24 protein-coding genes are annotated in these 21,205 nt (G+C 66.0%); 6 read left to right on the forward strand and 18 right to left on the reverse strand.

Annotation, left to right across the window (positions count from 1 at the left end):
* The first annotated feature begins 74 nt into the window (after positions 1-74).
* Positions 75-1,043, forward strand: coding sequence for an asparaginase (locus R1Z03_RS06580; protein ID WP_317357944.1), 969 nt, complete (start codon positions 75-77; stop codon positions 1,041-1,043).
* Between the two features lie 70 nt (positions 1,044-1,113).
* Here R1Z03_RS06580 and adk read toward each other — a convergent pair whose 3' ends face one another.
* From adk to R1Z03_RS06610, 6 genes are all read right to left on the reverse strand, one after another.
* Positions 1,114-1,770 carry an adenylate kinase gene (gene adk / locus R1Z03_RS06585; RefSeq protein ID WP_284412921.1) on the reverse strand — a complete coding sequence of 219 codons (657 nt, stop codon included), beginning with the start codon at positions 1,768-1,770 and terminating at the stop codon, positions 1,114-1,116.
* Between the two features lie 140 nt (positions 1,771-1,910).
* Entirely contained in the window at positions 1,911-2,708 is a 798-nt protein-coding gene (gene kdsB, locus R1Z03_RS06590; protein ID WP_317357947.1) for a 3-deoxy-manno-octulosonate cytidylyltransferase, read from the reverse strand.
* Positions 2,705-2,887, reverse strand: coding sequence for a Trm112 family protein (locus R1Z03_RS06595; protein ID WP_272547767.1), 183 nt, complete (start codon positions 2,885-2,887; stop codon positions 2,705-2,707). Before R1Z03_RS06595 ends, kdsB begins: the two co-directional genes overlap by 4 nt.
* 19 nt (positions 2,888-2,906) lie before the next feature.
* Positions 2,907-3,968, reverse strand: a complete 1,062-nt coding sequence (gene lpxK / locus R1Z03_RS06600; protein WP_317357951.1) for a tetraacyldisaccharide 4'-kinase — start codon at positions 3,966-3,968, stop codon at positions 2,907-2,909.
* Between the two features lie 5 nt (positions 3,969-3,973).
* A complete protein-coding gene (locus R1Z03_RS06605) occupies positions 3,974-4,399 on the reverse strand; it encodes a biopolymer transporter ExbD (RefSeq protein ID WP_284403947.1) in 426 nt (141 codons plus the stop codon).
* A 32-nt stretch (positions 4,400-4,431) separates the two neighbouring features.
* Positions 4,432-5,061 carry a MotA/TolQ/ExbB proton channel family protein gene (locus tag R1Z03_RS06610; RefSeq protein ID WP_317357954.1) on the reverse strand — a complete coding sequence of 210 codons (630 nt, stop codon included), beginning with the start codon at positions 5,059-5,061 and terminating at the stop codon, positions 4,432-4,434.
* Between the two features lie 374 nt (positions 5,062-5,435).
* On the opposite strand from R1Z03_RS06610, the gene xseA reads away from it, so the two are divergent.
* Positions 5,436-6,755, forward strand: a complete 1,320-nt coding sequence (xseA, locus tag R1Z03_RS06615) for an exodeoxyribonuclease VII large subunit (protein WP_317357957.1) — start codon at positions 5,436-5,438, stop codon at positions 6,753-6,755.
* 147 nt (positions 6,756-6,902) lie between these two features.
* Entirely contained in the window at positions 6,903-7,484 is a 582-nt protein-coding gene (locus R1Z03_RS06620) for a superoxide dismutase (RefSeq protein WP_272569080.1), read from the forward strand.
* Between the two features lie 96 nt (positions 7,485-7,580).
* On the opposite strand, the gene R1Z03_RS06625 is transcribed toward R1Z03_RS06620, so the two are convergent.
* Positions 7,581-8,069 (reverse strand): DUF192 domain-containing protein, encoded by a 489-nt coding sequence (locus R1Z03_RS06625; RefSeq protein WP_317357961.1) that lies wholly within the window; start codon positions 8,067-8,069, stop codon positions 7,581-7,583.
* Between the two features lie 129 nt (positions 8,070-8,198).
* Positions 8,199-8,333: a hypothetical protein gene (locus R1Z03_RS24925; RefSeq protein ID WP_372588240.1), complete on the reverse strand. Its 135-nt coding sequence runs from the start codon at positions 8,331-8,333 to the stop codon at positions 8,199-8,201.
* A gap of 283 nt (positions 8,334-8,616) precedes the next feature.
* Between R1Z03_RS24925 and icd the strand changes: the two genes are divergently transcribed.
* On the forward strand, positions 8,617-9,876 hold the full coding sequence (gene icd, locus R1Z03_RS06635) for an NADP-dependent isocitrate dehydrogenase (protein ID WP_317357964.1): 1,260 nt from the start codon (positions 8,617-8,619) through the stop codon (positions 9,874-9,876).
* A gap of 128 nt (positions 9,877-10,004) precedes the next feature.
* Here the strand turns inward: icd and R1Z03_RS06640 are convergent, their stop codons facing one another.
* The 10 genes from R1Z03_RS06640 to R1Z03_RS06685 all read right to left on the reverse strand — a co-directional run bounded on the left by R1Z03_RS06640 (position 10,005) and on the right by R1Z03_RS06685 (position 19,361).
* Positions 10,005-11,324, reverse strand: coding sequence for a S8 family serine peptidase (locus tag R1Z03_RS06640; RefSeq protein ID WP_317357967.1), 1,320 nt, complete (start codon positions 11,322-11,324; stop codon positions 10,005-10,007).
* On the reverse strand, positions 11,321-11,998 hold the full coding sequence (locus tag R1Z03_RS06645; RefSeq protein ID WP_284428467.1) for an anti-sigma factor: 678 nt from the start codon (positions 11,996-11,998) through the stop codon (positions 11,321-11,323). Before R1Z03_RS06645 ends, R1Z03_RS06640 begins: the two co-directional genes overlap by 4 nt.
* A gap of 9 nt (positions 11,999-12,007) precedes the next feature.
* A complete protein-coding gene (locus tag R1Z03_RS06650) occupies positions 12,008-12,586 on the reverse strand; it encodes an RNA polymerase sigma factor (RefSeq protein ID WP_284428466.1) in 579 nt (192 codons plus the stop codon).
* A gap of 85 nt (positions 12,587-12,671) precedes the next feature.
* Positions 12,672-13,382 carry a hypothetical protein gene (locus R1Z03_RS06655; protein ID WP_284428465.1) on the reverse strand — a complete coding sequence of 237 codons (711 nt, stop codon included), beginning with the start codon at positions 13,380-13,382 and terminating at the stop codon, positions 12,672-12,674.
* A 27-nt stretch (positions 13,383-13,409) separates the two neighbouring features.
* Positions 13,410-14,744 carry an enolase C-terminal domain-like protein gene (locus R1Z03_RS06660; RefSeq protein WP_317357971.1) on the reverse strand — a complete coding sequence of 445 codons (1,335 nt, stop codon included), beginning with the start codon at positions 14,742-14,744 and terminating at the stop codon, positions 13,410-13,412.
* Between the two features lie 49 nt (positions 14,745-14,793).
* Positions 14,794-15,762 (reverse strand): 2-hydroxyacid dehydrogenase, encoded by a 969-nt coding sequence (locus R1Z03_RS06665; protein WP_317357974.1) that lies wholly within the window; start codon positions 15,760-15,762, stop codon positions 14,794-14,796.
* Between the two features lie 130 nt (positions 15,763-15,892).
* On the reverse strand, positions 15,893-16,351 hold the full coding sequence (locus tag R1Z03_RS06670; RefSeq protein ID WP_317357976.1) for a nuclear transport factor 2 family protein: 459 nt from the start codon (positions 16,349-16,351) through the stop codon (positions 15,893-15,895).
* A 103-nt stretch (positions 16,352-16,454) separates the two neighbouring features.
* Complete coding sequence (kdgD, locus tag R1Z03_RS06675) at positions 16,455-17,366, reverse strand: 5-dehydro-4-deoxyglucarate dehydratase (protein ID WP_272569093.1); 912 nt, start codon at positions 17,364-17,366, stop codon at positions 16,455-16,457.
* Between the two features lie 42 nt (positions 17,367-17,408).
* Positions 17,409-18,380: a tripartite tricarboxylate transporter substrate binding protein gene (locus tag R1Z03_RS06680; RefSeq protein WP_272547750.1), complete on the reverse strand. Its 972-nt coding sequence runs from the start codon at positions 18,378-18,380 to the stop codon at positions 17,409-17,411.
* Between the two features lie 153 nt (positions 18,381-18,533).
* On the reverse strand, positions 18,534-19,361 hold the full coding sequence (locus tag R1Z03_RS06685) for a FadR/GntR family transcriptional regulator (RefSeq protein ID WP_284428461.1): 828 nt from the start codon (positions 19,359-19,361) through the stop codon (positions 18,534-18,536).
* A 65-nt stretch (positions 19,362-19,426) separates the two neighbouring features.
* Here R1Z03_RS06685 and R1Z03_RS06690 point away from each other — a divergent pair, with 65 nt between their 5' ends.
* Both R1Z03_RS06690 and R1Z03_RS06695 read left to right on the forward strand, forming a co-directional pair.
* Positions 19,427-20,239, forward strand: a complete 813-nt coding sequence (locus R1Z03_RS06690) for an NAD(P)-dependent oxidoreductase (RefSeq protein WP_317357981.1) — start codon at positions 19,427-19,429, stop codon at positions 20,237-20,239.
* 5 nt (positions 20,240-20,244) lie between these two features.
* Complete coding sequence (locus R1Z03_RS06695; protein WP_372588241.1) at positions 20,245-21,174, forward strand: SMP-30/gluconolactonase/LRE family protein; 930 nt, start codon at positions 20,245-20,247, stop codon at positions 21,172-21,174.
* Positions 21,175-21,205 lie beyond the last annotated feature (31 nt).

Genomic DNA, 21,205 nt, shown 5'->3' on the forward strand with positions numbered 1-21,205 from the left:
GGTGCTGAACGGATAGGCAGGTAGAGGCCTGTTTTTTAATCCAGTCACTGTATTTTTAACCAGTTTTTTGGAGCGTGCAAGTGGGCACAGGAAAAATCGTGGTGCTGGGCACCGGCGGAACCATCGCGGGCAAGGCCGCCAAGGCCGGAGACAACATCGGCTATACCGCCGGTCAGGTGAGCGTGGGGCAGTTGCTGGAGGCGATTCCTGGGCTGGCGCAGGCGGCCCGTGGCCGGATCGAAGCCGAGCAGATCGCGCAGATCGACAGCAAGGACATGGATTTCGCCGTATGGCGGCAACTGGCCCACCGCTGCACGCAGTTGCTGGCCGATCCCGATGTGCGCGGGGTGGTGGTCACGCACGGCACCGACACGCTGGAGGAGACGGCGTGGTTCCTGGACTCGGTCCTGGACACTGCCGAACGCCCCGTGGTGCTGGCCTGCGCCATGCGGCCGGCAACGGCGATCGCGCCGGACGGTCCGCAGAATCTGCTCGATGCGGTGGCGGTAGCGGCCACGCCCGGGGCGCGCGGGGTGCTGGCGGTGGTGGCAGGCACGATCCACACCGCGCGCGACGTGCAGAAAGTGCACCCCTATCGCGTGGATGCCTTCAGTTCAGGAGACGCCGGGCCGCTGGGCTGGGTGGAGGAGGGCGCGGTTCGCCTGGCCCATGGCTGGCCGGCCCCTTCGGTTCCGCGATTGGATGCGCTTCACCACATCGCCAACACTTACCTGTGGCCGCGGGTGGAGGTGCTCATGAACCACGTCGGCGCCGACGGCCGCATCGTCGACCTGCTGGTGCTGGACGGCGTGGATGGCCTCGTGGTGGCGGCGACGGGCAACGGCACGCTGCACCATGCCCTGGCCAAGGCGCTGGAGCGCGCGCACGAGAGCGGTGTGGAAGTGCGCGTGGCCACCCGCTGCCCGCTGGGCCGGGTGCTGCCCAAGCCGGGGGACGCCTTGCCCCACTCGGAGGGGTTGAGCCCGGTGAAGGCCCGCATCAGCCTGCTGCTCGATCTGCTCGCCCGGCCTCGGCGCCCCTGAAATGGCAACGCCCCGCAGAGGGCGGGGCGTTCCAGGCACGGCCGAGGTGCCGTGCGGGTTCAGTCGGCAATCAGCCGGCCAGTGCGGCCAGCGCGCGCTGGGTGATCTCTTCCACGCTGCCCGTGCCGCTGATGGCGCGGTATTTGGGAGCGCCGGCCGGATCGGCCTTGGCCCAGCTGGAGTAGTACTCCACCAGCGGACGGGTCTGGGCGCTGTACACATCCAGGCGCTTCTTGACGGTGGCCTCCTTGTCGTCTTCGCGCTGGATGAGGTCTTCGCCGGTCACGTCGTCCTTGCCTTCCACCTTGGGCGGGTTGAACTTGACGTGGTACGTGCGACCGCTGGCCGGGTGGGAGCGGCGGCCGCTCATGCGTTCGATGATGGCATCGAAGGGCACGTCGATCTCGAGCACATAGTCGAGCTTGACGCCCGCGGCCTTCATGGCGTCGGCCTGCGGGATGGTGCGGGGAAATCCGTCGAACAGGAAGCCGGACGTGCAGTCGGGCTGTGCGATGCGCTCTTTCACGAGATTGATGATGAGGTCGTCGCTGACCAGCGCCCCCGCATCCATGACGGCCTTGGCCTGCTGCCCCAGCGGCGTGCCTGCCTTGACGGCGGCGCGCAGCATGTCACCGGTGGAGATTTGCGGAATACCGTATTTCTGGCAAATGAATGCGGCCTGCGTGCCCTTTCCGGCGCCGGGTGCGCCCAAAAGAATCAGTCTCATGGATGTCCTCTAAGTGTTGAATTCGGCTGGCGCCACTGGCCACGGGCTTGCCTCCGGCCCGGGATGCGGCGCTCTGATCGCGGGCAAGGATAGCACGCGGGTCCACGCGCTTTCCTGACACGGCGGGGACTCTGAAAACGCTAAGAAAACAGCGCTCGCACGCGTTCCAGATCCTGGGGGGTGTCCACGCCGGGGCCGGGTGCCGAAGCGGTCACATGCACGGCGATGCGGTGGCCGTGCCACAGCGCCCGCAACTGCTCCAGTGCCTCGACCGCTTCAGTGGGCGCGGGCGGCAGGGCCGGAAACTGCCGAAGGAATGCGGCGCGGTAGCTGTAGAGGCCGATGTGGCGCAGCGGCGCATACCCTGGCGGCACGCCGGTGGCCGCGCCATCGGGCCCCTGCGTCCACCAGGCAGCGTCGGCATGGTCGCGTGCATGCGGAATGGGCGCCCGGCTGAAGTAGTGCGCGAGACCGCGCGCATCGAGCACGACCTTCACGACATGGGGGTTGGTGTAGTCGGCCAGCGTGCCGATGGCATGGGCGGCGGTCCCCATGCTGGCGTCCGTGCGGGCCGGCAGCAGGGCGGCCACGGCATCGATCAGCGCGGGGTCGATCAGCGGCTCGTCGCCCTGCACGTTCACCACGATGTCGTCGCCTGCCAGGCCCAGCTGTTCGCAGGCCTCGGCCAGGCGGTCGCTGCCGCTCGGATGGTCGGGCCGCGTGAGCAGGGCCTGCACGCCATGCGCCTGGCAGGCCGCGAGGATGCGGGCATCGTCCGCCGCCACGATGACGCGCGTGGCCTGGCTTTGCGCCGCGCGTTGCGCCACGCGCACCACCATGGGCAGCCCGGCGATGTCGGCCAGCGGCTTGTCGGGCAGCCGCGTGGAGGCCAGCCGCGCCGGTATCAGGATGGTGAAAGGCGTGGCGGGCGCGGTCACGCCTCCAGCTCCTCGTCCGTCAGGGTGCGTGCTTCGTTTTCGAGCAGCACCGGAATGCCGTCGCGCACCGGGTAGGCCAGGCGGGCGCTGCGCGACACCAGTTCCTGCCGCTCCCGGTTGAAAGTGAGCGAGCCCTTGGTGACGGGGCAGACCAGCAGTTCGAGCAGTTTGGGATCCATGGCGGTAGTGGCTTCGGGGTCAGTCGGAGGGCGATGATAGCGAGCGGCGTGCGGCAGCCCGCAACCGCTCGTCCAGCAGGGAGAAAAAAGCGCTGTCGATTTCCAGGTGCAGCGGCACGGCCAGCGCCTGGGGGTGGAGTCGCCACAGCTTGGTGGCGTCCTTTTCGGTGCAAACCAGCGTCATGCCGGCGTCTTGATTGTCTTTCCAGCTATCAAAATCATAGTGATCGGGCAAGGCGGTGGTCTGCTGCAGCGTGAGTCCTCTTGCCCGCAGCATGGCAAAGAATTCCTGTGGCCTGGCGATGGCGGCCACGGCGTGCAAGGGCCGGCCGCGCCACTGCGCCAGGGGCTCGGTGCTGCCGTCCGCACGCATGGCGTCCGGCCCGAGCGAGCGTCTCAGGGAGAACGCCGGCGATGCGCCGGCCGGAGCCCGTCCGGCATGGAGCACGCAGTCGACCTGGCGTGGCCAGGGTTCGCGCAGCGGTCCGGCCGGCAGGAGGAATCCGTTGCCCACGCCGTCGTCGTTGAATACGCAGATTTCGATGTCGCGGGCCAGCGCCAGATGCTGCAGGCCGTCGTCGCAAACGATCACATCGGTGCGGGGATGCTGTGCCAGCAGTGCGCGCGCCGCCTGCGCCCGGTGCCGCGCCACGAACACGGGAACGCCCGTGCGCTTTGCGATCAGCAAAGGCTCGTCGCCCACTTCGGTCGCGCGGCTGTCCGCGCACACTTCGCGGCAGTCGTCGGTGGACCGCCCGTAGCCGCGCGACACCACGCCAGGCTGCCATCCGCGCGCCACCAGATGTCGCACGATGGCCTGCGTGACCGGGGTCTTGCCCGCCCCTCCGGCGATCACGTTGCCCACGACGATCACCGGCACCGCCACGCGCTCGGCGCGCAGGACGCCCAGCCGATAAAGCGCTCGCCGAATGGCTACAGCGATCCGATACAGACAGGACAACGGCCACAGCGCCCAAGCCAGCGGCCCACGCCGTTTCCAGGCCGCTTGCAGGGTGGGTGCCTGGGCATGGGGGGCGGTGGAAGAGGACGCAGAGGGCGGCTGCGGCCCGGCGGCAGCCATCGCGACTACTTGCCGGCGCTGGCCGTGGACTGGGTGGCGAAGGTGATCTGCGACAGGCCCACGCGGCGCGCGGCTTCCATGACGGTGACCACGGCCTGGTGCGGCGAATTGGCGTCGGCACTGATGATGACGACGCTGTCCTTGCCGGCGCTGGCCGCCGCGGCCAATGCCTGGGCCACCACGTCCACGCTCTTGCCCTCGACCGCCAGCTTGTTGATGGCATAGCGGCCATCTGCGGCGACGGCCACGATCACTTCCTTGGGGTGATCGCGCTGCTGCTCGGCATCGGCCACGGGCAGGGTCAGTTGCAGTTCGGTGAACTTGCTGTAGGTGGTGGACAGCATCAGGAAGATGAGCACCACGAGCAGCACGTCGATGAACGGAATCAGGTTGATTTCCGGCGCTTCGGTGGGTCGGGAGCGAAAGTTCATGTCCGTTCAGCCGATGGGGTGTGGGCCATGATTCACTTGCGAAGCCGGCTGATGTGCCGCACGAACTGCTCGGAGGCCAATTCGAGGGTCAGCAGATAGGCATCCACGCGGCTGCGGAAGTACCGCCAGAAGATCAGCGCCGGAATGGCCACGATCAGGCCGAACGCCGTGTTATACAGCGCAATGGAAATGCCCTGTGCCAACTGGGCCGGGTTGCCGCCGCCGGACTGACCGGCCCCCGCTTGGGAGCCGAAAATCTCGATCATGCCGATCACCGTGCCCAGCAGGCCCAGCAACGGGGCGGCGGACGCGATGGTGGCCAACGCACTGAGGTATTTTTCGAGGCGGTGCGCCACGGCCCGGCCGGAACTCTCCATCGCAGTGCGCACGTCGGCCTCGGTGCTTTGCGGATTGCTGTTGAGCATGCGCAGGCCGCTGGCCAGCACCTCACCCAACGCGGAGTTCTGCGCCAACTGGTTCACCACATCGGGCGTGGGAACGGAGCGGGACGACACGGTGATCGCTTCATCCAGCAGCTTGGGAGGTGCGACCCGGGCGGTTTTAAGGGCGATGAAGCGCTCCACGACGAGTGCCAGCGCCAGGACGGAGCAGGCTATCAAAGGCCAGATCGGCCAGCCTGCGGCTTGTATGATCGACAGCAATTCTCTCTCCGCGCAGATGGAAGCAATCCGCGATTATGGCCCAGTTGACGTGGTGGTCCGTGGCGGAAAACGGCCGGGCTGCCCGGCGCGTTCTGCACCTTCGCATCCCCTGTCGTCACCCACATTTTCTGTGGATAACTTTGTGGGCAACCGGGCTGCGATGGCCCGCCAAGCGGCTCCAGCCCGTGAATTTGACAGATTGATGAAAAATAACGCACCAAAAAAACGTTTGAAATCAAGGGGTTGCACGTATCTGCTAGCGATGCGCAGGGATGGGCGCCTGTGTACAGGGCCAATCAGCCATCCTCGCGCGCTGTGGACTAGTGCCTCCTGGCAATGGCCTGCAATCCCTTGCTCCATCGGTGTCTGAGGCCATGAACCTCGCAACGGCGCCACGTATCTGGCAGGTTGGGGCGCTATGCCGCGCCATTGCTGACACCCTGGAGGCCCGGTTCAATCCCGTGGCCGTGCAGGGCGAGATCACGGGCTTTTCGCGCGCGTCCAGCGGGCATTGCTATTTCACGATCAAGGACGGCCAGGGCCAGATCCGCTGCGCCATGTTCCGCCGTGCCGCCCTGTTGCTCGACTTCGCTCCGCGGGACGGGGAACTGGTCGAGTTGCGCGGCCGCCTGGGGGTGTACGAGGCGCGCGGCGATCTGCAGCTCATCGTCGAAAGCATGCAGCGGGCCGGCCAGGGTGCCTTGTTCGAGCAGTTCATGCGGCTGAAGTCGCAACTGGAGGCCGAAGGGCTTTTCGACAGCGCGCGAAAGCGGCCCTTGCCTTTGATGCCGCGTGGCATCGGCCTGGTCACTTCCCCGGGCGCGGCGGCCCTGCACGACGTGGTGACCGCCCTGCGCCGGCGCGTGCCGCACATTCCGGTCACGCTGGTGCCTGCGCTGGTGCAGGGCGCCAATGCGCCGGCGTCGATGCGGGCCGCGCTGTCCAAGCTCTACGCACTGGTGGACGCGGGCAACGGGGCGCAGGGCACGCCGTCCCGCCAGCCCCCGTGCACCATCGATGTCATCCTTCTGGTGCGGGGCGGTGGGTCCATGGAGGACCTGTGGGCATTCAATGACGAGCAGTTGGCTCGCACCATCGTCCAGAGTCCGGTGCCGTTGGTTTGCGGTGTCGGGCACGAAACCGACTTCACGATTGCCGATTTTTGCGCCGATCTGCGCGCACCGACGCCGACCGCCGCCGCTGAACTCATCTCCCAGCCACGGGCCGTCTGGCTGGGCGCCATCGATCTGTTGGCCGATCGCTTGTCGGACGGTGTTCAGGCGCAGTTCGATGTGCGCCATCAACGCCTGGACCTGGTGGCCCAGCGCCTGGGACGGCCTTCCGGCCTGGCGGCGCGCCAGCAGACGCGTCTGGCACGGCTGGCGGAGCGCATGCGCCACAGTGTGCTACTGAAAATGCAGCGCCTGACTCAGCAGCAGCAAGCGCTGGAGGCACAGTTGCCGCAAATGCTCCAGCGGCGAATGGGCCGCCAGTCCGAGCGGCTGGACCGTGCGGCGCTGCGCCTGCAGTTGCTGGATCCGCATCTCGTCCTGCAGCGGGGCTATGCACTGCTCACCGATGCGCAAGGCCAGCCGGTGACGAAGGTGGCCCAGGTGCAGCCAGGCGACGCCGTCCGGGCGGCGGTGACCGATGGTGAGATCGATCTGCAGGTGCCACCGCGACGGTTGCTGTGAATGGAGCGGTTGGGGCGCTTTTTCTGCCATTGGCCCTCGCCTACAGCAGGCGCTGCTATTACTTTCTACAATGCCCGTTCGGACCGCGCCAGCCCCTGGAGGGCAGCGGTCCCATTCCAAGAATTTCAACCCACGAAGGACTGCACCATGGAACATACCCTGCCACCGTTGCCCTATGCGATCGACGCACTGGCGCCTCACTACAGCCAGGAAACCCTGGAATACCATCACGGCAAGCACCACAACGCCTACGTGGTAAACCTGAACAATCTGCAAAAGGGCACGGAATTCGAGAGCATGACGCTTGAGGAAATCGTGAAGAAGTCCAGTGGCGGCATCTACAACAACGCAGCCCAGATCTGGAATCACACCTTCTTCTGGAATTGCATGGCTCCCAGCGGCGGCGGCGAGCCGTCCGGCGCCCTGGCCAATGCCATCAACGCCAAGTGGGGCAGCTATGCCGCCTTCAAGGAAGCTTTCGTGAAGAGTGCCGTGGGCAACTTCGGCTCTGGCTGGACGTGGCTCGTGAAGAAGGCCGACGGCAGCGTCGATATCGTGAACACCGGCGCGGCCGGCACCCCGTTGACCACGGCCGACAAGGCCCTGCTGACGGTCGACGTGTGGGAGCACGCGTACTACATCGATTACCGCAACCTGCGCCCCAAGTTCGTCGAAACCTTCTTCGACAAACTGGTGAACTGGAAATTTGCCGAAAGCAACTTCGCCTGAGCGTTCCGCGCCCAATAAAAAACGGCCCTTTTGGGCCGTTTTTGTTTTGGCATGTCCCCTGTCCGTAAGGGCAGGCTTGCGGGCGTGCTCCGCCGGTCAGCGGCGGGCAAAGGGCGTGCCGGACAGTTTGAAGCCCGCCTTGATTCCCTTTTTCGAGAACCAGCCCTGGTTCATTTCCAGCACGTAACGCACCGGCTTCTCCGAGCAGTGCGAGTCCTCGGTCTGCGGCTTCATGTCCGCCAGATTGACGATGGTGCCGTCGTCCGCGACGAAAGCGGCGGTCAAGGGCAGGATCGTGTTTTTCATCCAGAAGCACTGGACGGCAGGCGCTTCGAACACGAACAGCATGCCTTCCTGCTGGGGCATCTCCTTGCGATGCATGAGGCCGATCTGCCGCTCTTGCGGAGACACCGCGACCTGCGCGTCGATGCGGTGCATGCCGGCACCCAGTTCAACGCGCTGCAGGTTCATCTGGGGTGACTCCTGGGCGCCTGCCGCCGTACAGACGGAGAGGACGAGCGCAGCCAAAAGCGGGGCAAGGGCTTTTTCAGAGCCGTCCGCCGCGCGCACGAGAAAGGATTTCATCATCCGGCTTTCCATAAATGCAATGGGAATCGAAAGGGTAGCAGCCAAGGCAAAAAAGCCCGCGGAGGCGGGCTTTTTTTGAGGGCGTCGGCGCGGGCTGAAGGCCTTGCCGACGATGGTGCTTACTCTTTAGGCAGCCGTCTTGGCGTGCTTCTTGGTGGCCTTCTTGTGGGCGACCTTGTGGGCTGCAGGCTTCTTGGCCTTGGCCTTGGCGTGCGCCTTGGGGGCGGGGGCGGCTGGCTCGGCGCTGGGGGCGGAAGTCACGGCGGGGGTTGCCGGTGCGGCTGGCGTTGCGCCTTGTGCAAAAGCACCAGCGGCGAACAGACCAGCAACCAGGACAGCGAGGAGTTTTTTCATATATGCCAATTCCTTGAAGAGGTTCGGATGGGAGCCGCGCGAAGTGCCGCGAAGCACCTCCACAACGGCGCCGTCACGGGGGCCGTTGACAGGAAATATGTGATTTTTTTAAGGCTTAGAATTGCTGGCTGTACCGCGTTTGCCTAACCAGCTGAAGCCCCTTCATCGTTTCACCGGAGAGACCCGTTCAATGAGCAGCTACCAGCACATCAAGGTGCCAGCCGAAGGCCAGAAAATCACCGTCAATGCCGACATGTCATTGAACGTGCCGGATCAGCCCATCATTCCGTACATCGAGGGCGACGGCACTGGTTTCGATATCACGCCCGTGATGCTCAAGGTCGTGGACGCTGCTGTGGCAAAGGCCTATGGTGGTAAGAAGAAGATCCACTGGATGGAAGTGTTCGCTGGCGAAAAGTCAACCAAGGTCTACGGCCCCGACGTGTGGCTGCCGGAAGAGACGCTGCATGCCGTGCGCGACTACGTGGTGTCCATCAAGGGCCCGTTGACCACGCCCGTGGGCGGTGGCATCCGTTCGCTGAACGTCGCGCTGCGCCAGGAGTTGGACCTGTATGTCTGTCTGCGCCCCATCCAGTACTTCAAGGGCGTGCCCTCGCCGGTCAAGGAGCCCGAAAAGACCAACATGGTGATTTTCCGCGAGAACTCGGAAGACATCTACGCCGGGATCGAGTTTGAAGCCGAGTCCGAAAAGGCCAAAAAGCTCATCAAGATCCTGCAGGAAGAGTTCGGCGTCAAGAAAATCCGTTTTCCCGACACTTCCGGCATTGGTGTCAAACCCGTGTCCCGCCAAGGCACCGAGCGACTGGTGCGCAAGGCGATCCAGTATGCCATCGACAATGACAAGCCCAGCGTGACCATCGTGCACAAGGGCAACATCATGAAGTTCACCGAAGGTGGCTTCCGTGACTGGGCCTACGCGCTGGCGGCAAAGGAATTCGGTGCCGAGCTGATCGACGGCGGCCCCTGGATGAAGTTCAAGAACCCCAAGACGGGCAAGGACATCACCATCAAGGACAGCATTGCGGACGCCTTCCTGCAGCAGATCCTGTTGCGCCCCGCCGAGTACAGCGTGGTGGCCACGCTCAACCTGAACGGCGATTACATCTCTGACGCGCTGGCGGCCCAGGTGGGCGGCATTGGCATCGCTCCTGGCGCCAATCTGTCCGATACGGTGGCGATGTTCGAAGCCACGCACGGCACCGCGCCGAAGTATGCTGGCAAGGACTATGTGAATCCCGGCTCTGAAATCCTGTCGGCCGAAATGATGCTGCGTCACATGGGCTGGACGGAAGCTTCCGACCTGATCATCCGGTCCATCGAGAAGTCGATCGCCAGCAAGAAGGTCACCTATGACTTCGCCCGTCTCATGGAAGGCGCGACGCAAGTGAGCTGCTCTGGCTTTGGCCAGGTCATGATCGACAACATGTAATCACTTGGGCGGGTGCCGAGAGGCATCGGCTTACTGGTGCGGAAACCCTCGAAGTCCTGTCCGGATTTGGAGGGTTTTCTTTTGGCCAGGGCGCGTTTCTGGCAGATGAATGGCTGGTCGGTGGCTGGTCAGCGTTTTGCCAGCCGCTGGCCTTGGTTCGGCAGGGATTCCAGCGCCCGCTCGGCATTGACCATCCATGGCCTGCCCACACTTTTTTCGCTCTCCAGCAGGAGGTTCTTAATGGTCGTGAGGTCGAGTTGCGGGGCGCTGGATTGGAGCAATGCAATCATCCCGCTCACGTGGGCCGCAGCCATCGAAGAGCCTGTGGCGAAGTCGTAACGCCCCTGGGGCTGCAGCGTGAGCACGTCTTTTCCGGGCGCAGCCAGAACACCCTTGGCCGCCAGATTGGCGTTGTCGGCCATTCCCACGACGATCACGCCGGGCACGCCGGCAGGAAAACCCGTGCGCTCTCCGTTGGACGGAAGCGCGGCGACCACCGCACGGCCCTGTTTGACCAGTTGGCCCAGCAGCGTGCCGAGCAACGGATCCTCAGGGCCTCCCAGGCTCATGTTGATGGTGCGCGCATCGGACGACATCACGGCCACGAGCGCCTTGGCGAGAGTGAACGAATTGCAGCGTGCGCCGGCTGCTGGCTGATGTGCCGGATACCAGCAGGCTTTGTAGAGGCTCACCTTTGCCTCGGGTGCGACACCGACGATTCCCTGCAGGTTGTTGCCCGCCGCGGCGATGATGCCCGCGACCTGGGTACCGTGCTGATCTTGCTGAAAGCCCGCGGCATTTTCATCGACGAGGTTGTAGGCGGCATCGATCTGCCCGCGCAACTCCGGATGCTCCGTCTGCGCGCCCGTGTCTATCACGGCAATGTGCGCTCCTTTGCCGGTGCTGAGCTTGTGCGCCCGTGCCACCTGCATGTCCACAAAGCCCTGTTGCAAGGGCATGTAGGGGTCGTTGTAGGCCACGGCCGAAGTCTCCGGCTCGGGGCTTGCGTTGACCGAAAAGTCCTGCAGGGGCTGCGCCAGTTGCACGCGGGCATCGCGCGAAAGCGCGTGCAGCAGCGCGTCGCGGGACGCGGTGGCGCTGATCTCGAACACCACGCAGTGCGCATTCATCGGCGGGATTGGCCAGGCAGTCACTTCCCGCAGGCCGTAGTCCACGGCGATGGCCTGGACTGTCCTTGCCGCGCGGTTGCCCATGGTGTAGCGCGGCGGGGCGCCGTAGCTGGAAAGGCTGGTGCCCGCGCGGCCCGGTACATGTTCCAGCGGATTGGGAACCGCCACGATGATGTAGCGGGTGCTGTCGGCACGCATGCCCGCCTCACCGGAGGGCTGCAGCGTCCTAGCGTCGGGAGGGGGGTCCGCCGGCACGCTGCTGCAACCGGACAGTGTGCATGCCAGCAGCAAGGCCGCAGTCAGAAGACGGGTGGTCATGGCGGGCCTCCGATGGGTTCGACCATCTGCATTCCCGGGGTGCTGCGCAGCCGCTCCAGGGCCTGGGTATTTGATTGGCGCATGTCTTTCGCAGACACCGCATAAGCCCCCATCGCGTTGGGGCCACTGACCACCTGCAGGTTCAGCGAATCCAGCAACGCCTTCCAGTCTGCCAGCGTGATGCGTCCATCGGGAACGACGCGGATGGCGTTTGGCTGGCCAGCGGCCGCAGTGCCCGGGGCTGGGGGGCTGCTCAATGTCTGGAACGCCGATGGTTCCTGTTCGGACAAGCGATGTCCCATGAAGGCCAAGGCAACGGCTTGCAAGACGGCGAAGGTGGCCAGTGCATAGGTGAGCCGGCCACCGTGCCGGCGTGCACCTGCCATGGGTTTAGGCAGCGGTTGATCGCAAAGGGCGTCCATTTCGATGCGCTCCAGCAGTTTGGCCAGGCCCGCCTGTTCATCGGGCATGCGCGTGGGGGCCAATGCCATGGCGGCCTGCACCTGCTGCTGCGTCTGGAGTTCGTCCCGGCAGTCGGCGCACTGTGCCAGGTGCTTTTCCACTTCCGCACGCTGCTCATCGCTGGCACGGCCATTGACGATCCAGGGCAGGGCTTCCTGGGTCAGTAGATGGGAGCGGTCCTGGCTTGGGGAATCAGGAAAACGGGAGGGCATGGTGCAATCCTATTGAGCGGTGCTGCGGGTGGCCAAGGCCGGCAGCAAGTTGCGCAGCTTCACTCGCGCGTGGAACATGCGCGCTTTGACGGTTCCGACGGGTGACTGGGTGATGACGGCGATTTCTTCCAGCGAATGCCCGCCGGCATAGGCCAGTTCCAGTACCAGCCGCTGGTCCACCGAGAGCCGCTCCATGCCCTTGTCCAGCCAGTTGCGCAGTTCCCTCGCTTCGCCGGGGTCAGTGGCCAGATTGGGCTGGACTTCCAGATCGTCGTCCGCAATGGAGAGCATGTCCGTTCCCCCGTCCTGCCGCAGGGCCTTGAGCCCGCAGCGATAGGCGATGCCCATGATCCAAGTGGAGACTTTCGACTCTTCACGGAAACTGCCCGCTTTTTGCCAGACGATCCAGAAGCAATCGTTGATGACCTCTTCGATCAGGTCGGACCGGCGGGTCAGGCGAGTCAGAAACTGGCAGAGCCGGCGGTGGTACGCCCGGTACAGTGCTGCCAGGGCCGCGCGATCGCCGGACGCGATGCCATGCAGCAGTTCGAGATCGGCTGAATCGTCGGGAAAGGAGAGGGCAGCCATGGCGTAGAAGCGGGCGGATGAGCGTCGTGGAAGGTGGAATCTTGCGACGTGTGTGCCTGCAATGCACCAAAAGGTTGCGGATGCTTCAAAAAGAACGGGCCCACATGAACGACCAGTGGCCTGCAGTGTTGCCGGGGGACAACGGGCGGGCCCGACTGTCGGTTGCCAAATAGCTGAGTGAGGCGCGCCAGGGGCCCTGGCGCCAGGCGGCGCCGACGCTGCCATACGCATAACGGTCTTGCGGGCGGACCTCGGCCAGGCCGATGGTGCCCGTCAAGGAAAATTGCTCGTCGATCGGTAGCCGACCGCCCAGATCCACGGCCCACCGCATGGGCCGGGCGGCATCCCGGGTGTGGGGATATCGAAATACCGACGCACCTGCCGTGATCAGATCGCGATAGCTGAAGCTCAGGGCCGTTTCCAGCCGGTCCAGCAACTGGGCGGTGGGGTTGTCCGGATAGGCGTAGTACTGGGTAACGGCTTGGTACTGCCAGTCATTGGACAGCACACCGTCGTAGGCGAGGCGGACGATCGCCCGGCCATAGCGGCGGCCGTTGGTCTGCATTCCCAGCACGGCGCCGGCCGACCATCCCGTCGCATCGTAGAGCGTGAGCAGCCCCTGGACGATGGGGCGCTTGATGGGCGTCTGGAAACCCCGTTCGGTGAGGTCGCTGCTGACGGCGATTTCACCGGTGACATCACGGGTCTGCGCGCCGCAGCCGGCTGTTGCTCCCAAAAAGATCCAGGGCAGCAGGCTTCGGGCGGTGTTGTCAGGCCATGCGTGTGAAAAAGGCATGACAGCAGTTTAGGCCAGCCTTGCGGGTCAGCGAACGAGGCAAGGGCGCTTGGGATCGAACTTCCAGCCGGCGTGAAGGTACTGCATCGCGATGCTGTCGTCGCGTGCGCCCAGCCCATGCTGGAGATAGAGCTGGTGCGCGCGCTCCACGGCCGCCATGTCGAGCTGAACGCCCAGGCCCGGGGTGGTCGGCACGGTCACATGCCCGTCCACGATCTGCAGCGGCGATTGTGTCAGGCCCTGGCCATCCTGCCAGATCCAGTGGGTGTCGATGGCCGTGACCTTGCCCGGGGCCGCGGCCGCCACATGCGTGAACATGGCCAGCGACACGTCGAAATGGTTGTTGGAGTGCGAACCCCAGGTCAGGCCCCAGTCGCGGCAGGTCTGGGCCACGCGCACCGAGCCGGCCATGGTCCAGAAGTGCGGGTCGGCCAGTGGAATGTCGACCGACTGGAGCGAGAGCGCATGCACCATCTGGCGCCAGTCGGTGGCCACCATGTTGGTGGCCGTGGGCAACCCGGTGGCGCGGCGGAACTCGGCCATGATCTCGCGGCCCGAAAAGCCGTCTTCGGCACCGCAGGGGTCTTCCGCATAGGCAAGCACGCCGTGCAGGTCCCGGCACAGGCGAACGGCGTCCTTGAGCAGCCAGCCGCCGTTGGGATCGAGGGTGACGCGCGCCTTGGGAAAGCGCTCATGCAGCGCCCGAATGGCCAGGACTTCGTCCTCGCCGCGCAGCACGCCTCCCTTGAGCTTGAAGTCGTTGAAACCATAGCGTGCGTGGGCGGCCTCGGCCTGGCGCACGATGGTCTCGGGCGTGAGGGCCTGCAGATGGCGCACGCGGCTCCAGTCGCTCTCGGTGGCATCCACATCCTGGGCGCGCACGTAGGGCAGATCGGTTTGGCCGGCATCGCCCACGAAGAACAGGTAGCCGAGCATTTCCACGCGGTCGCGCTGCTGGCCTTCTCCGAGCAGTGCGGCCACCGGCACGCCCAGGTGCTGGCCCAGCAAGTCGAGCAAGGCCGACTCCACGGCGGTGACGGCGTGGATGGCGATGCGCAGGTCGAACGTCTGCAGGCCGCGTCCGCCGCTGTCGCGCCCTGCGAGCGCGGCCTGCACCTGCTGCAGCAGCGCCAGGTGGTTGCCCACCGGCTGCCCGACGAGCAGGGGCCGGACATCTTCCAGGGCCTGCCGGATCTTTTCGCCGCCCGGCACTTCGCCGACCCCGGTGCGCCCGGCACTGTCGGTGAGGATGAGCAGGTTGCGCGTGAAGAACGGGGCGTGCGCGCCGCTCAGGTTGAGCAGCATGCCGTCGCGCCCGGCGACCGGAATGACGCGGACTTCGGTGACGGTAGGGGTGTGCATGGCAATGGGCATGGGTGTGGGCTTCGGAGAGTGGCGGAGCGAAGTGGGTTCAAGCCGTCCCGGTGCTGGGCACCGGGGCGCGGACAGCACCCGTGGCGTAGAAGGCGTGCAGGTTGTCCAGCACCATGTCGGCCATGGCGCGGCGGGTTTCATGGGTGGCGCTGGCGGTGTGCGGTGTCAGGACCACGTTGTCCAGCGCCAGCAGCGCGGCTGGTACCGATGGTTCGTTTTCGAACACGTCGAGGCCCGCGCCCGCGATGCGGCGTTCTGCCAGGGCGTCGATCAGGGCGGCCTCATCGACCACGCTGCCCCGTGCCACGTTGATCAGAAAACCTCGGGGGCCGAGGGCCTCCAGCACGGCGCGATCGACCAGATGGCGGGTTTCCGCCCCTCCGGCCACGGTCAGCACCAGGTAGTCGGCCCATCGGGCCAGTTCCAGCAATGAGTCGAAATAGGGCAGGGCGGACTGGGCGCTGGGCCGGCGGTTGTGGTAGCCGACCTCCATGCGAAAGCCCGAGGCCCGTTCGGCCACGGCCTGCCCGATGCGGCCCATGCCGACGAGCCCCAACCGCTTGCCGGACACCCGGGTCTGGGGCGCGAACCGGGCGGTGGTCCAGTCGCCGCGCCGCACGAAGCGGTCGCTGGCGCTGACGCCGCGCGACACATCCAGCAGCAGGGCAAAGGCCAGGTCGGCCACGCAATCGTTCAAGACGCCGGGCGTGTAGCCCACCTGGATGCCCCGCGCGCTGGCCGCTGCGATGTCCAGCGCGTCGAACCCCACGCCGAAGCTGCTGATGACCCGCAATCTCGGCAAAGCATCGATCACCTCCCGTTTCAGGCCAATGGAGGCGGAGGTGACCACGCCCGTGAAGTCGGCGCCGCGTTCGGCAAGGAACGCGGCGGGATCGGGTTGGTCGGACAGGCAAACGATGTCGAACTGCGCAGCCAGGTCGGCTTCGAGCGCCGGCAGGGGCAGGCGGGCGATTTGCAGGAGGCGGGGCCGGGGTGTGGTGCTCATGGGCGGGGATGGTACGGCGGCGCATCCAGGGCCTTGGGGTGCAGGCCGGTGTGAAAGCGGTCGCAGGGAGCAAAAAGAATTCGAAGCCCCACGAGAAAGCCGCACGCGCGGCCTCCTCGTCGGGGGGGAATCAGGGCGCTGCGCGGACGGCCTGGCGGGCCAGCAGCTTCCAATCGGCGCCTTGCTTTTGCCAGACGCCCAGGATCTTGATCTGCACCTTGCCGGGCTTGCCCGAATCGTTGGTATCGGCCGTCAGGGTGTGGCGGACGATGGCCACGTCGCCGACCACCTTGATGGTCTGGTCGCTGATGACGATGGTGACGAAGTCGGACTTGCCGTCGAGCAGGTCGCTGATGAAGCTGGCCTTGGTGTCCACCCGGCCTCCCGAGTGGCCATAGCTCAGGTCGTCGGCCACGAGCTGGTTCAGCGCGGCGGGGGTCGGGTCGATCATGGCGATTCGCAGGCGCTCAGCCGCGGTGGCGACCGACTGCGGCACATCGGCGACCGCGCCGGCCGGTGCCGTGGCGCAGCCGCCCAGGGCCAGCAGGGTGACGGCCGTGGCCGCCGCAAGGAACAGTTTCTTGTACATCTCTTGTCTCCGTTGTGGTGTGGTTTTATGGATGCCCCGTGCGGATGGCTTGACCCACCGGCGCCCGTGCACGGCCGGGCGCCGGATCTTCAGCCGCGGCGCCTTATTGCGGGCCGAGCTTGTCGATGAGTGCCTTGAGTTCCTGCATTTCGCCGGGCTTAAGGTCCGTGAGCGGGGCGCGCACGGGGCCGGCGTCGTGGCCGACGATCTTCGCGCCGGCCTTGACAATGCTGACGGCATAGCCGGCCATGCGGTTGCGCAGTTCGAGATAAGGCATGAAGAACTCGCGCAGCAGGTGGTGCTGCGTCGCCAGATCGTCGTTGGCCACGGCCTTGTAGAAGTCCATCGCCGTCTTGGGGATGAAGTTGAACACGGCCGACGAATACACCGGCGTGCCCAGTGCCTTGTAGGCCGCGGCATACACCTCGGCAGTCGGCAGGCCGCCCAGGTAGGCGAAGCGGTCGCCCATCTTCATGTAGATGGAGTTCATCAGTTCGATGTCGCCCACGCCGTCCTTGAAGCCCACCAGGTTGGCGTTGCGCTCGGCCAGGCGTGCCAGCGTTTCGGGGGTGAAGCGGCTCTGGCCGCGGTTGTAGACGATCACGCCGAACTTCACGCTCTTGCACACCTCTTCGACGTGCGCGGCCAGGCCTTCCTGGCCGGCTTCCGTCAGGTAGTGCGGCAGCAGCAGGATGCCGTGGGCGCCGGCCTTTTCGGCCGCCTGGGCGCACTGGATGGCAAAGCGGGTGGGGCCGCCGGCGCCGGCGATGATCGGTACCTTGCCGCGGCAGGTGTCCACGGCGGTCTTGATGATGCCGGGATACTCGTCCGCCGTGAGCGAGAAGAACTCACCCGTGCCGCCTGCCGCGAACAAGGCGCTGGCACCGTAGGGGGCCAGCCATTCCAGGCGCTCCGCGTAGCCCTTGGCGTTGAATTGGCCCTGGGCGTCGAAGTCCGTGAGCGGGAACGACAGGAGGCCGGAGCCCATGATGGTCTTGAGTTCTTGAGGTTGCATGGCGGTACGGGGTAGTGGGTGGAAAAAGGGAAAAGTGAAAAATCAGTCGAGTCGGATCTGCGCCGCCGACACCACACTGGCCCAGCGTGCGCGCTCCTTCTCGAAGAACTTGTCCTGCTCGGCGGAGGCCATGGTCACGACCTCGGCGCCCTGGCCCGCGAGGCGGGAGCGGATTTCCGGCGTGCGGATGACGGAGATGAGGGCCGTGTTCAGGCGCTGCACGATCGGATCGGGCGTGCCGCGCGGCACGAGGATGCCTTGCCAGGTGCCGGACTCGAAGCCGGGGATGCCCTGCTCGGCAATGGTGGGCACATCGGCCAGCAGCGGCATGCGCGTGGCCTTGGACAGCGCCAGCACCTTGAGCTTGCCGCTTTGCACGTGGGGCAGGGTGGCGAGCATGCCGTTCATCAGCACCTGGGTCTGGCCGGCCATGGTGTCCTGGATGGCGGTCACGCCGCCCTTGTAGGGCACATATTGCCAGCGGGCACCACTGGCGCGCTCCAGCGCCACGCCGGCCAGGTGCGGTGCGCTGCCCGTGGCGGTGACGGCGAAATTCAGGTCGGCCGTCTTGGACAGGGCGATCAGTTCCTTCAGGTTGTTGGCGGGCACGGACGGGTGCACCACCAGCATGTGCGGGGAGTAGGCCAGCATGGTCGCGCCACGCAGGTCCTTGGAGGGGTTGAATGGCAGCTTGGTATAGACCGAGGGGCTGATGGCCAGCGCCCCCACGTCGCACAGCAGCATGGTGTAGCCGTCGGGCTGCGCCTTGGCGACGAAGTCAGCGCCCAGGTTGCCGTTGGCGCCGGGCTTGTTTTCCACGATGACGTTCTGCTTGAGCAGGTCCGACAGCGGCTGGCTGATGGCGCGCGCAATGATGTCCGAACTGCCGCCGGGCGGGTAGGGCACGATGAGGCGCAACGTTTTGGTGGGCCAATTGGCGGTCTGGCCCATGGCCGTGGTGCTGGCCAGGGCGGCGGCACCATAGACCATGGCGTGGCGGCGGTTCAAAGTCATTGCATGTCTCCTTGCTTGGGTTGGGTCACTTTTTGTTGTACGTCATCATACAACTTAAAAATGGCAAGACACAAGCGCCGGAGGATGCTTTTCCGCGGCTCTTCGGGTTAACGATGACCCGCGCTGCCCGGCCTTTGGACCGGTGGCTGGGTTTCAGGCTTCGGGTGTGGCGGCGGGGGCTTGCACCGGAGCCGGCGGTGTTTTGGCCGCCTCCTGCGCCAAGCGCAGGCGCTCGCGGCTGTTGGTGAGGTGGATGCGCATGGCCGCGCGCGCCGACTCGGGGTCCTTGCGGGCGATGGCCGAATAGATCTCTTCGTGTTCGCGGTTCACCCGGCTCAGGTATTCGTGGCCCCGCACTGCGTTGCGGATGCCCGAGATGCGGGTGCGCGGAATCAGCGTGGTGCCCAGGTGGTTCATGATGTCGGCGAAGTACGGGTTGCCCGTCGCCTCGGCGATCTGCAGGTGAAAGCGGAAGTCGTGCCCCACCGTGTCGCCGCCCATGGCCACGTTGCGCTCGAAGTCGTCCAGCGCCTGGCGCATGGCCTGCAGGTGGGTCTCGCTGCGGCGCATGGCCGCAAGGCCGGCCGACTCGGTTTCCAGGCTGATGCGCAGTTCCAGCACGGCCAGAACGTCCACCGACGCCGTGAGTTCGGACGGGTCCAGGCGGAACACGCCGCCGGCGCGCGGTGGCAGAACGAAGGTGCCGATGCCGTGCCGCGTTTCCACGAGGCCGGCGGCCTGGAGCTTGGACAGGGCCTCGCGCACCACGGTGCGGCTCACGTCGTGGGCGCGCATGATTTCCGATTCGGTGGGCAGCTTGTCGCCCGGCGTCAGCAGCCGGTCGCGGATCTTTCCAGAGAAGTCTTCCACCACGGCGTTGGCCAGTCCGCGGGCGCGCCGGACCGGGGCCGGGGACAGGTTCGGGGCCGTTGATTCGGTGGGGGCGGGGTATGCGGGTAATCCCTTTATCGGTGCGGCCATGGCGGTGATGATAATCGCTGAACGTTGTATGACAACATATGACAAATACTAGCCAGAGGAGCTTCATGAGCCAGCCTTCCCGTTTACCCCGTCTTCTTTTGACCGGCGCCGCAGGCGGCCTGGGCCAGGTGTTGCGCGAAAGACTGCGCCCGTATGCCGAGGTGCTGCGGCTGTCCGACATTTCCCCCCTGGCCCCTTCGCGTGGCCCCGATGAAGAGGTGGTGCCCTGCGATCTGGCCGACAAGGCTGCGGTGGACGCGCTGGTGGCCGGCTGCGACGCCATCGTGCACCTGGGCGGGGTATCGGTGGAGCGGCCCTTCGAGCAGATCCTGGAAGCCAACATCAAGGGCGTGTTCCACATCTACGAAGGCGCGCGTCGCCACGGCGTGCGCCGCGTGGTGTTCGCCAGCTCCAACCATGTGACGGGCTTTTACCGCCAGGACGAACGCATCGACGCCAACGCGCGCCGCCGGCCCGATGGCTATTACGGCCTGTCCAAGTCGTTCGGCGAAGACATGGCCAGCTTCTATTTCGACCGCTATGGCATCGAGACGGTGAGCCTGCGCATCGGCTCCTCGTTCCCTGCGCCGCGCGACCGCCGCATGATGAGCTCCTGGCTGAGCTACGACGACCTCACCCAGCTCGTCGAAAAGGCCCTGTTCACCCCGGACGTGGGCCACACCGTGGTGTATGGCGCCTCCGCCAACCGCGATCTGTGGTGGGACAACCATGCGGCAGCGCACCTGGGCTTTACGCCCAAGGACAGCTCCGAACCCTTTCGTGCCCAGGTCGAGGCCCAGCCCGCACCCGCGCCGACCGACCCGGCCGCCATCTACCAGGGCGGGGCCTTCACGGCCCAGGGCCCGTTCGAAGGATGACCGCCGTGAACGCCAGCGCGGAACTGGTGCTGGATGCGCGCTGCGCGACGGGCGAGAGCCCGGTGTGGCGCGCTGCCGGGCAGGCGCTGTACTGGGCCGACATTCCCCAGGGCGTGCTGCATCGCTGGTCCGCGCAGACCGGCGAGCAGGCGCAGTGGAAGGCCCCCGAGATGGTCGCCTGCATCGCTCCCTGGGCCGGGCAGCCCGGCCGATGGCTTGCCGGTTTGGAAAGCGGCTGGTTCCAGCTCGACCTGCCGCCGGGCGGTGCCGCATCCGGCCCGCTGCAGGCGCAGCGCCTGGCCACGGCCGACCACGCCCGGGCGGGCATGCGCTTCAACGACGGCCGCTGTGACCGCCAGGGACGTTTCATCGCCGGCACCATGCTGCAGGACATGGGCGCCGCCGCCCGCGTGGGCAAGGTGTACCGGTTCGGTGCGCAGGAGCTGGCGGCCGGCGCAGGCACCGACCTGGCGCTGGGCGATTTGATCGTGCCCAACGGCATCGCTTTCAGCCCCGACGGGCGCACGATGTACCTGTCCGATTCGCACCCCCAGGTGCAGGCGATCTGGGCCTTCGACTACGACACCGAGACCGGCACGCCGAGCCGCCGGCGCCTGTTCGCCGACATGAATCCGCTGCCGGGGCGCCCCGATGGCGCGGCGATCGATGTGGATGGCGGCTACTGGATCTGCGGCAACGACGCGGGCCTGGTGCATCGCTTCACGCCCGATGGCCGGCTCGACCGGTCCCTGGCCGTGCCGGTGAAAAAGCCCGCTATGTGCGCCTTCGGCGGCCCGCAGCTCGACACGCTGTATGTCACCTCCATCCGCCCCGCAGGCGTGGACCTGTCGGACCAGCCGTTGGCCGGCGGTGTCTTCGCATTGCGCCCGGGTACGCAGGGCGTGCCGGAGCCAGAATTCACCGCCCCTGTCTGAACGGGGCCTGGGTCCCTCTACCGATTTCTCC

This window comes from Acidovorax sp. BLS4, from assembly GCF_032929295.1.
GTDB lineage: Bacteria > Pseudomonadota > Gammaproteobacteria > Burkholderiales > Burkholderiaceae_C > Paracidovorax.

Excerpts from the sequence above, each read along its gene's own strand:
- adk (WP_284412921.1), bottom strand. The coding sequence starts at position 1,770 with ATGAGACTGATTCTTTTGGGCGCACCCGGCGCCGGAAAGGGCACGCAG.
- R1Z03_RS06595 (WP_272547767.1), bottom strand. The coding sequence starts at position 2,887 with ATGGATCCCAAACTGCTCGAACTGCTGGTCTGCCCCGTCACCAAGGGC.
- lpxK (WP_317357951.1), bottom strand. The coding sequence starts at position 3,968 with ATGGCTGCCGCCGGGCCGCAGCCGCCCTCTGCGTCCTCTTCCACCGCC.
- R1Z03_RS06605 (WP_284403947.1), bottom strand. The coding sequence starts at position 4,399 with ATGAACTTTCGCTCCCGACCCACCGAAGCGCCGGAAATCAACCTGATT.
- xseA (WP_317357957.1), top strand. The coding sequence starts at position 5,436 with ATGAACCTCGCAACGGCGCCACGTATCTGGCAGGTTGGGGCGCTATGC.
- R1Z03_RS06620 (WP_272569080.1), top strand. The coding sequence starts at position 6,903 with ATGGAACATACCCTGCCACCGTTGCCCTATGCGATCGACGCACTGGCG.
- R1Z03_RS06625 (WP_317357961.1), bottom strand. The coding sequence starts at position 8,069 with ATGAAATCCTTTCTCGTGCGCGCGGCGGACGGCTCTGAAAAAGCCCTT.
- icd (WP_317357964.1), top strand. The coding sequence starts at position 8,617 with ATGAGCAGCTACCAGCACATCAAGGTGCCAGCCGAAGGCCAGAAAATC.
- R1Z03_RS06640 (WP_317357967.1), bottom strand. The coding sequence starts at position 11,324 with ATGACCACCCGTCTTCTGACTGCGGCCTTGCTGCTGGCATGCACACTG.
- R1Z03_RS06645 (WP_284428467.1), bottom strand. The coding sequence starts at position 11,998 with ATGCCCTCCCGTTTTCCTGATTCCCCAAGCCAGGACCGCTCCCATCTA.
- R1Z03_RS06650 (WP_284428466.1), bottom strand. The coding sequence starts at position 12,586 with ATGGCTGCCCTCTCCTTTCCCGACGATTCAGCCGATCTCGAACTGCTG.
- R1Z03_RS06655 (WP_284428465.1), bottom strand. The coding sequence starts at position 13,382 with ATGCCTTTTTCACACGCATGGCCTGACAACACCGCCCGAAGCCTGCTG.
- R1Z03_RS06660 (WP_317357971.1), bottom strand. The coding sequence starts at position 14,744 with ATGCACACCCCTACCGTCACCGAAGTCCGCGTCATTCCGGTCGCCGGG.
- R1Z03_RS06665 (WP_317357974.1), bottom strand. The coding sequence starts at position 15,762 with ATGAGCACCACACCCCGGCCCCGCCTCCTGCAAATCGCCCGCCTGCCC.
- R1Z03_RS06670 (WP_317357976.1), bottom strand. The coding sequence starts at position 16,351 with ATGTACAAGAAACTGTTCCTTGCGGCGGCCACGGCCGTCACCCTGCTG.
- kdgD (WP_272569093.1), bottom strand. The coding sequence starts at position 17,366 with ATGCAACCTCAAGAACTCAAGACCATCATGGGCTCCGGCCTCCTGTCG.
- R1Z03_RS06680 (WP_272547750.1), bottom strand. The coding sequence starts at position 18,380 with ATGACTTTGAACCGCCGCCACGCCATGGTCTATGGTGCCGCCGCCCTG.
- R1Z03_RS06685 (WP_284428461.1), bottom strand. The coding sequence starts at position 19,361 with ATGGCCGCACCGATAAAGGGATTACCCGCATACCCCGCCCCCACCGAA.
- R1Z03_RS06690 (WP_317357981.1), top strand. The coding sequence starts at position 19,427 with ATGAGCCAGCCTTCCCGTTTACCCCGTCTTCTTTTGACCGGCGCCGCA.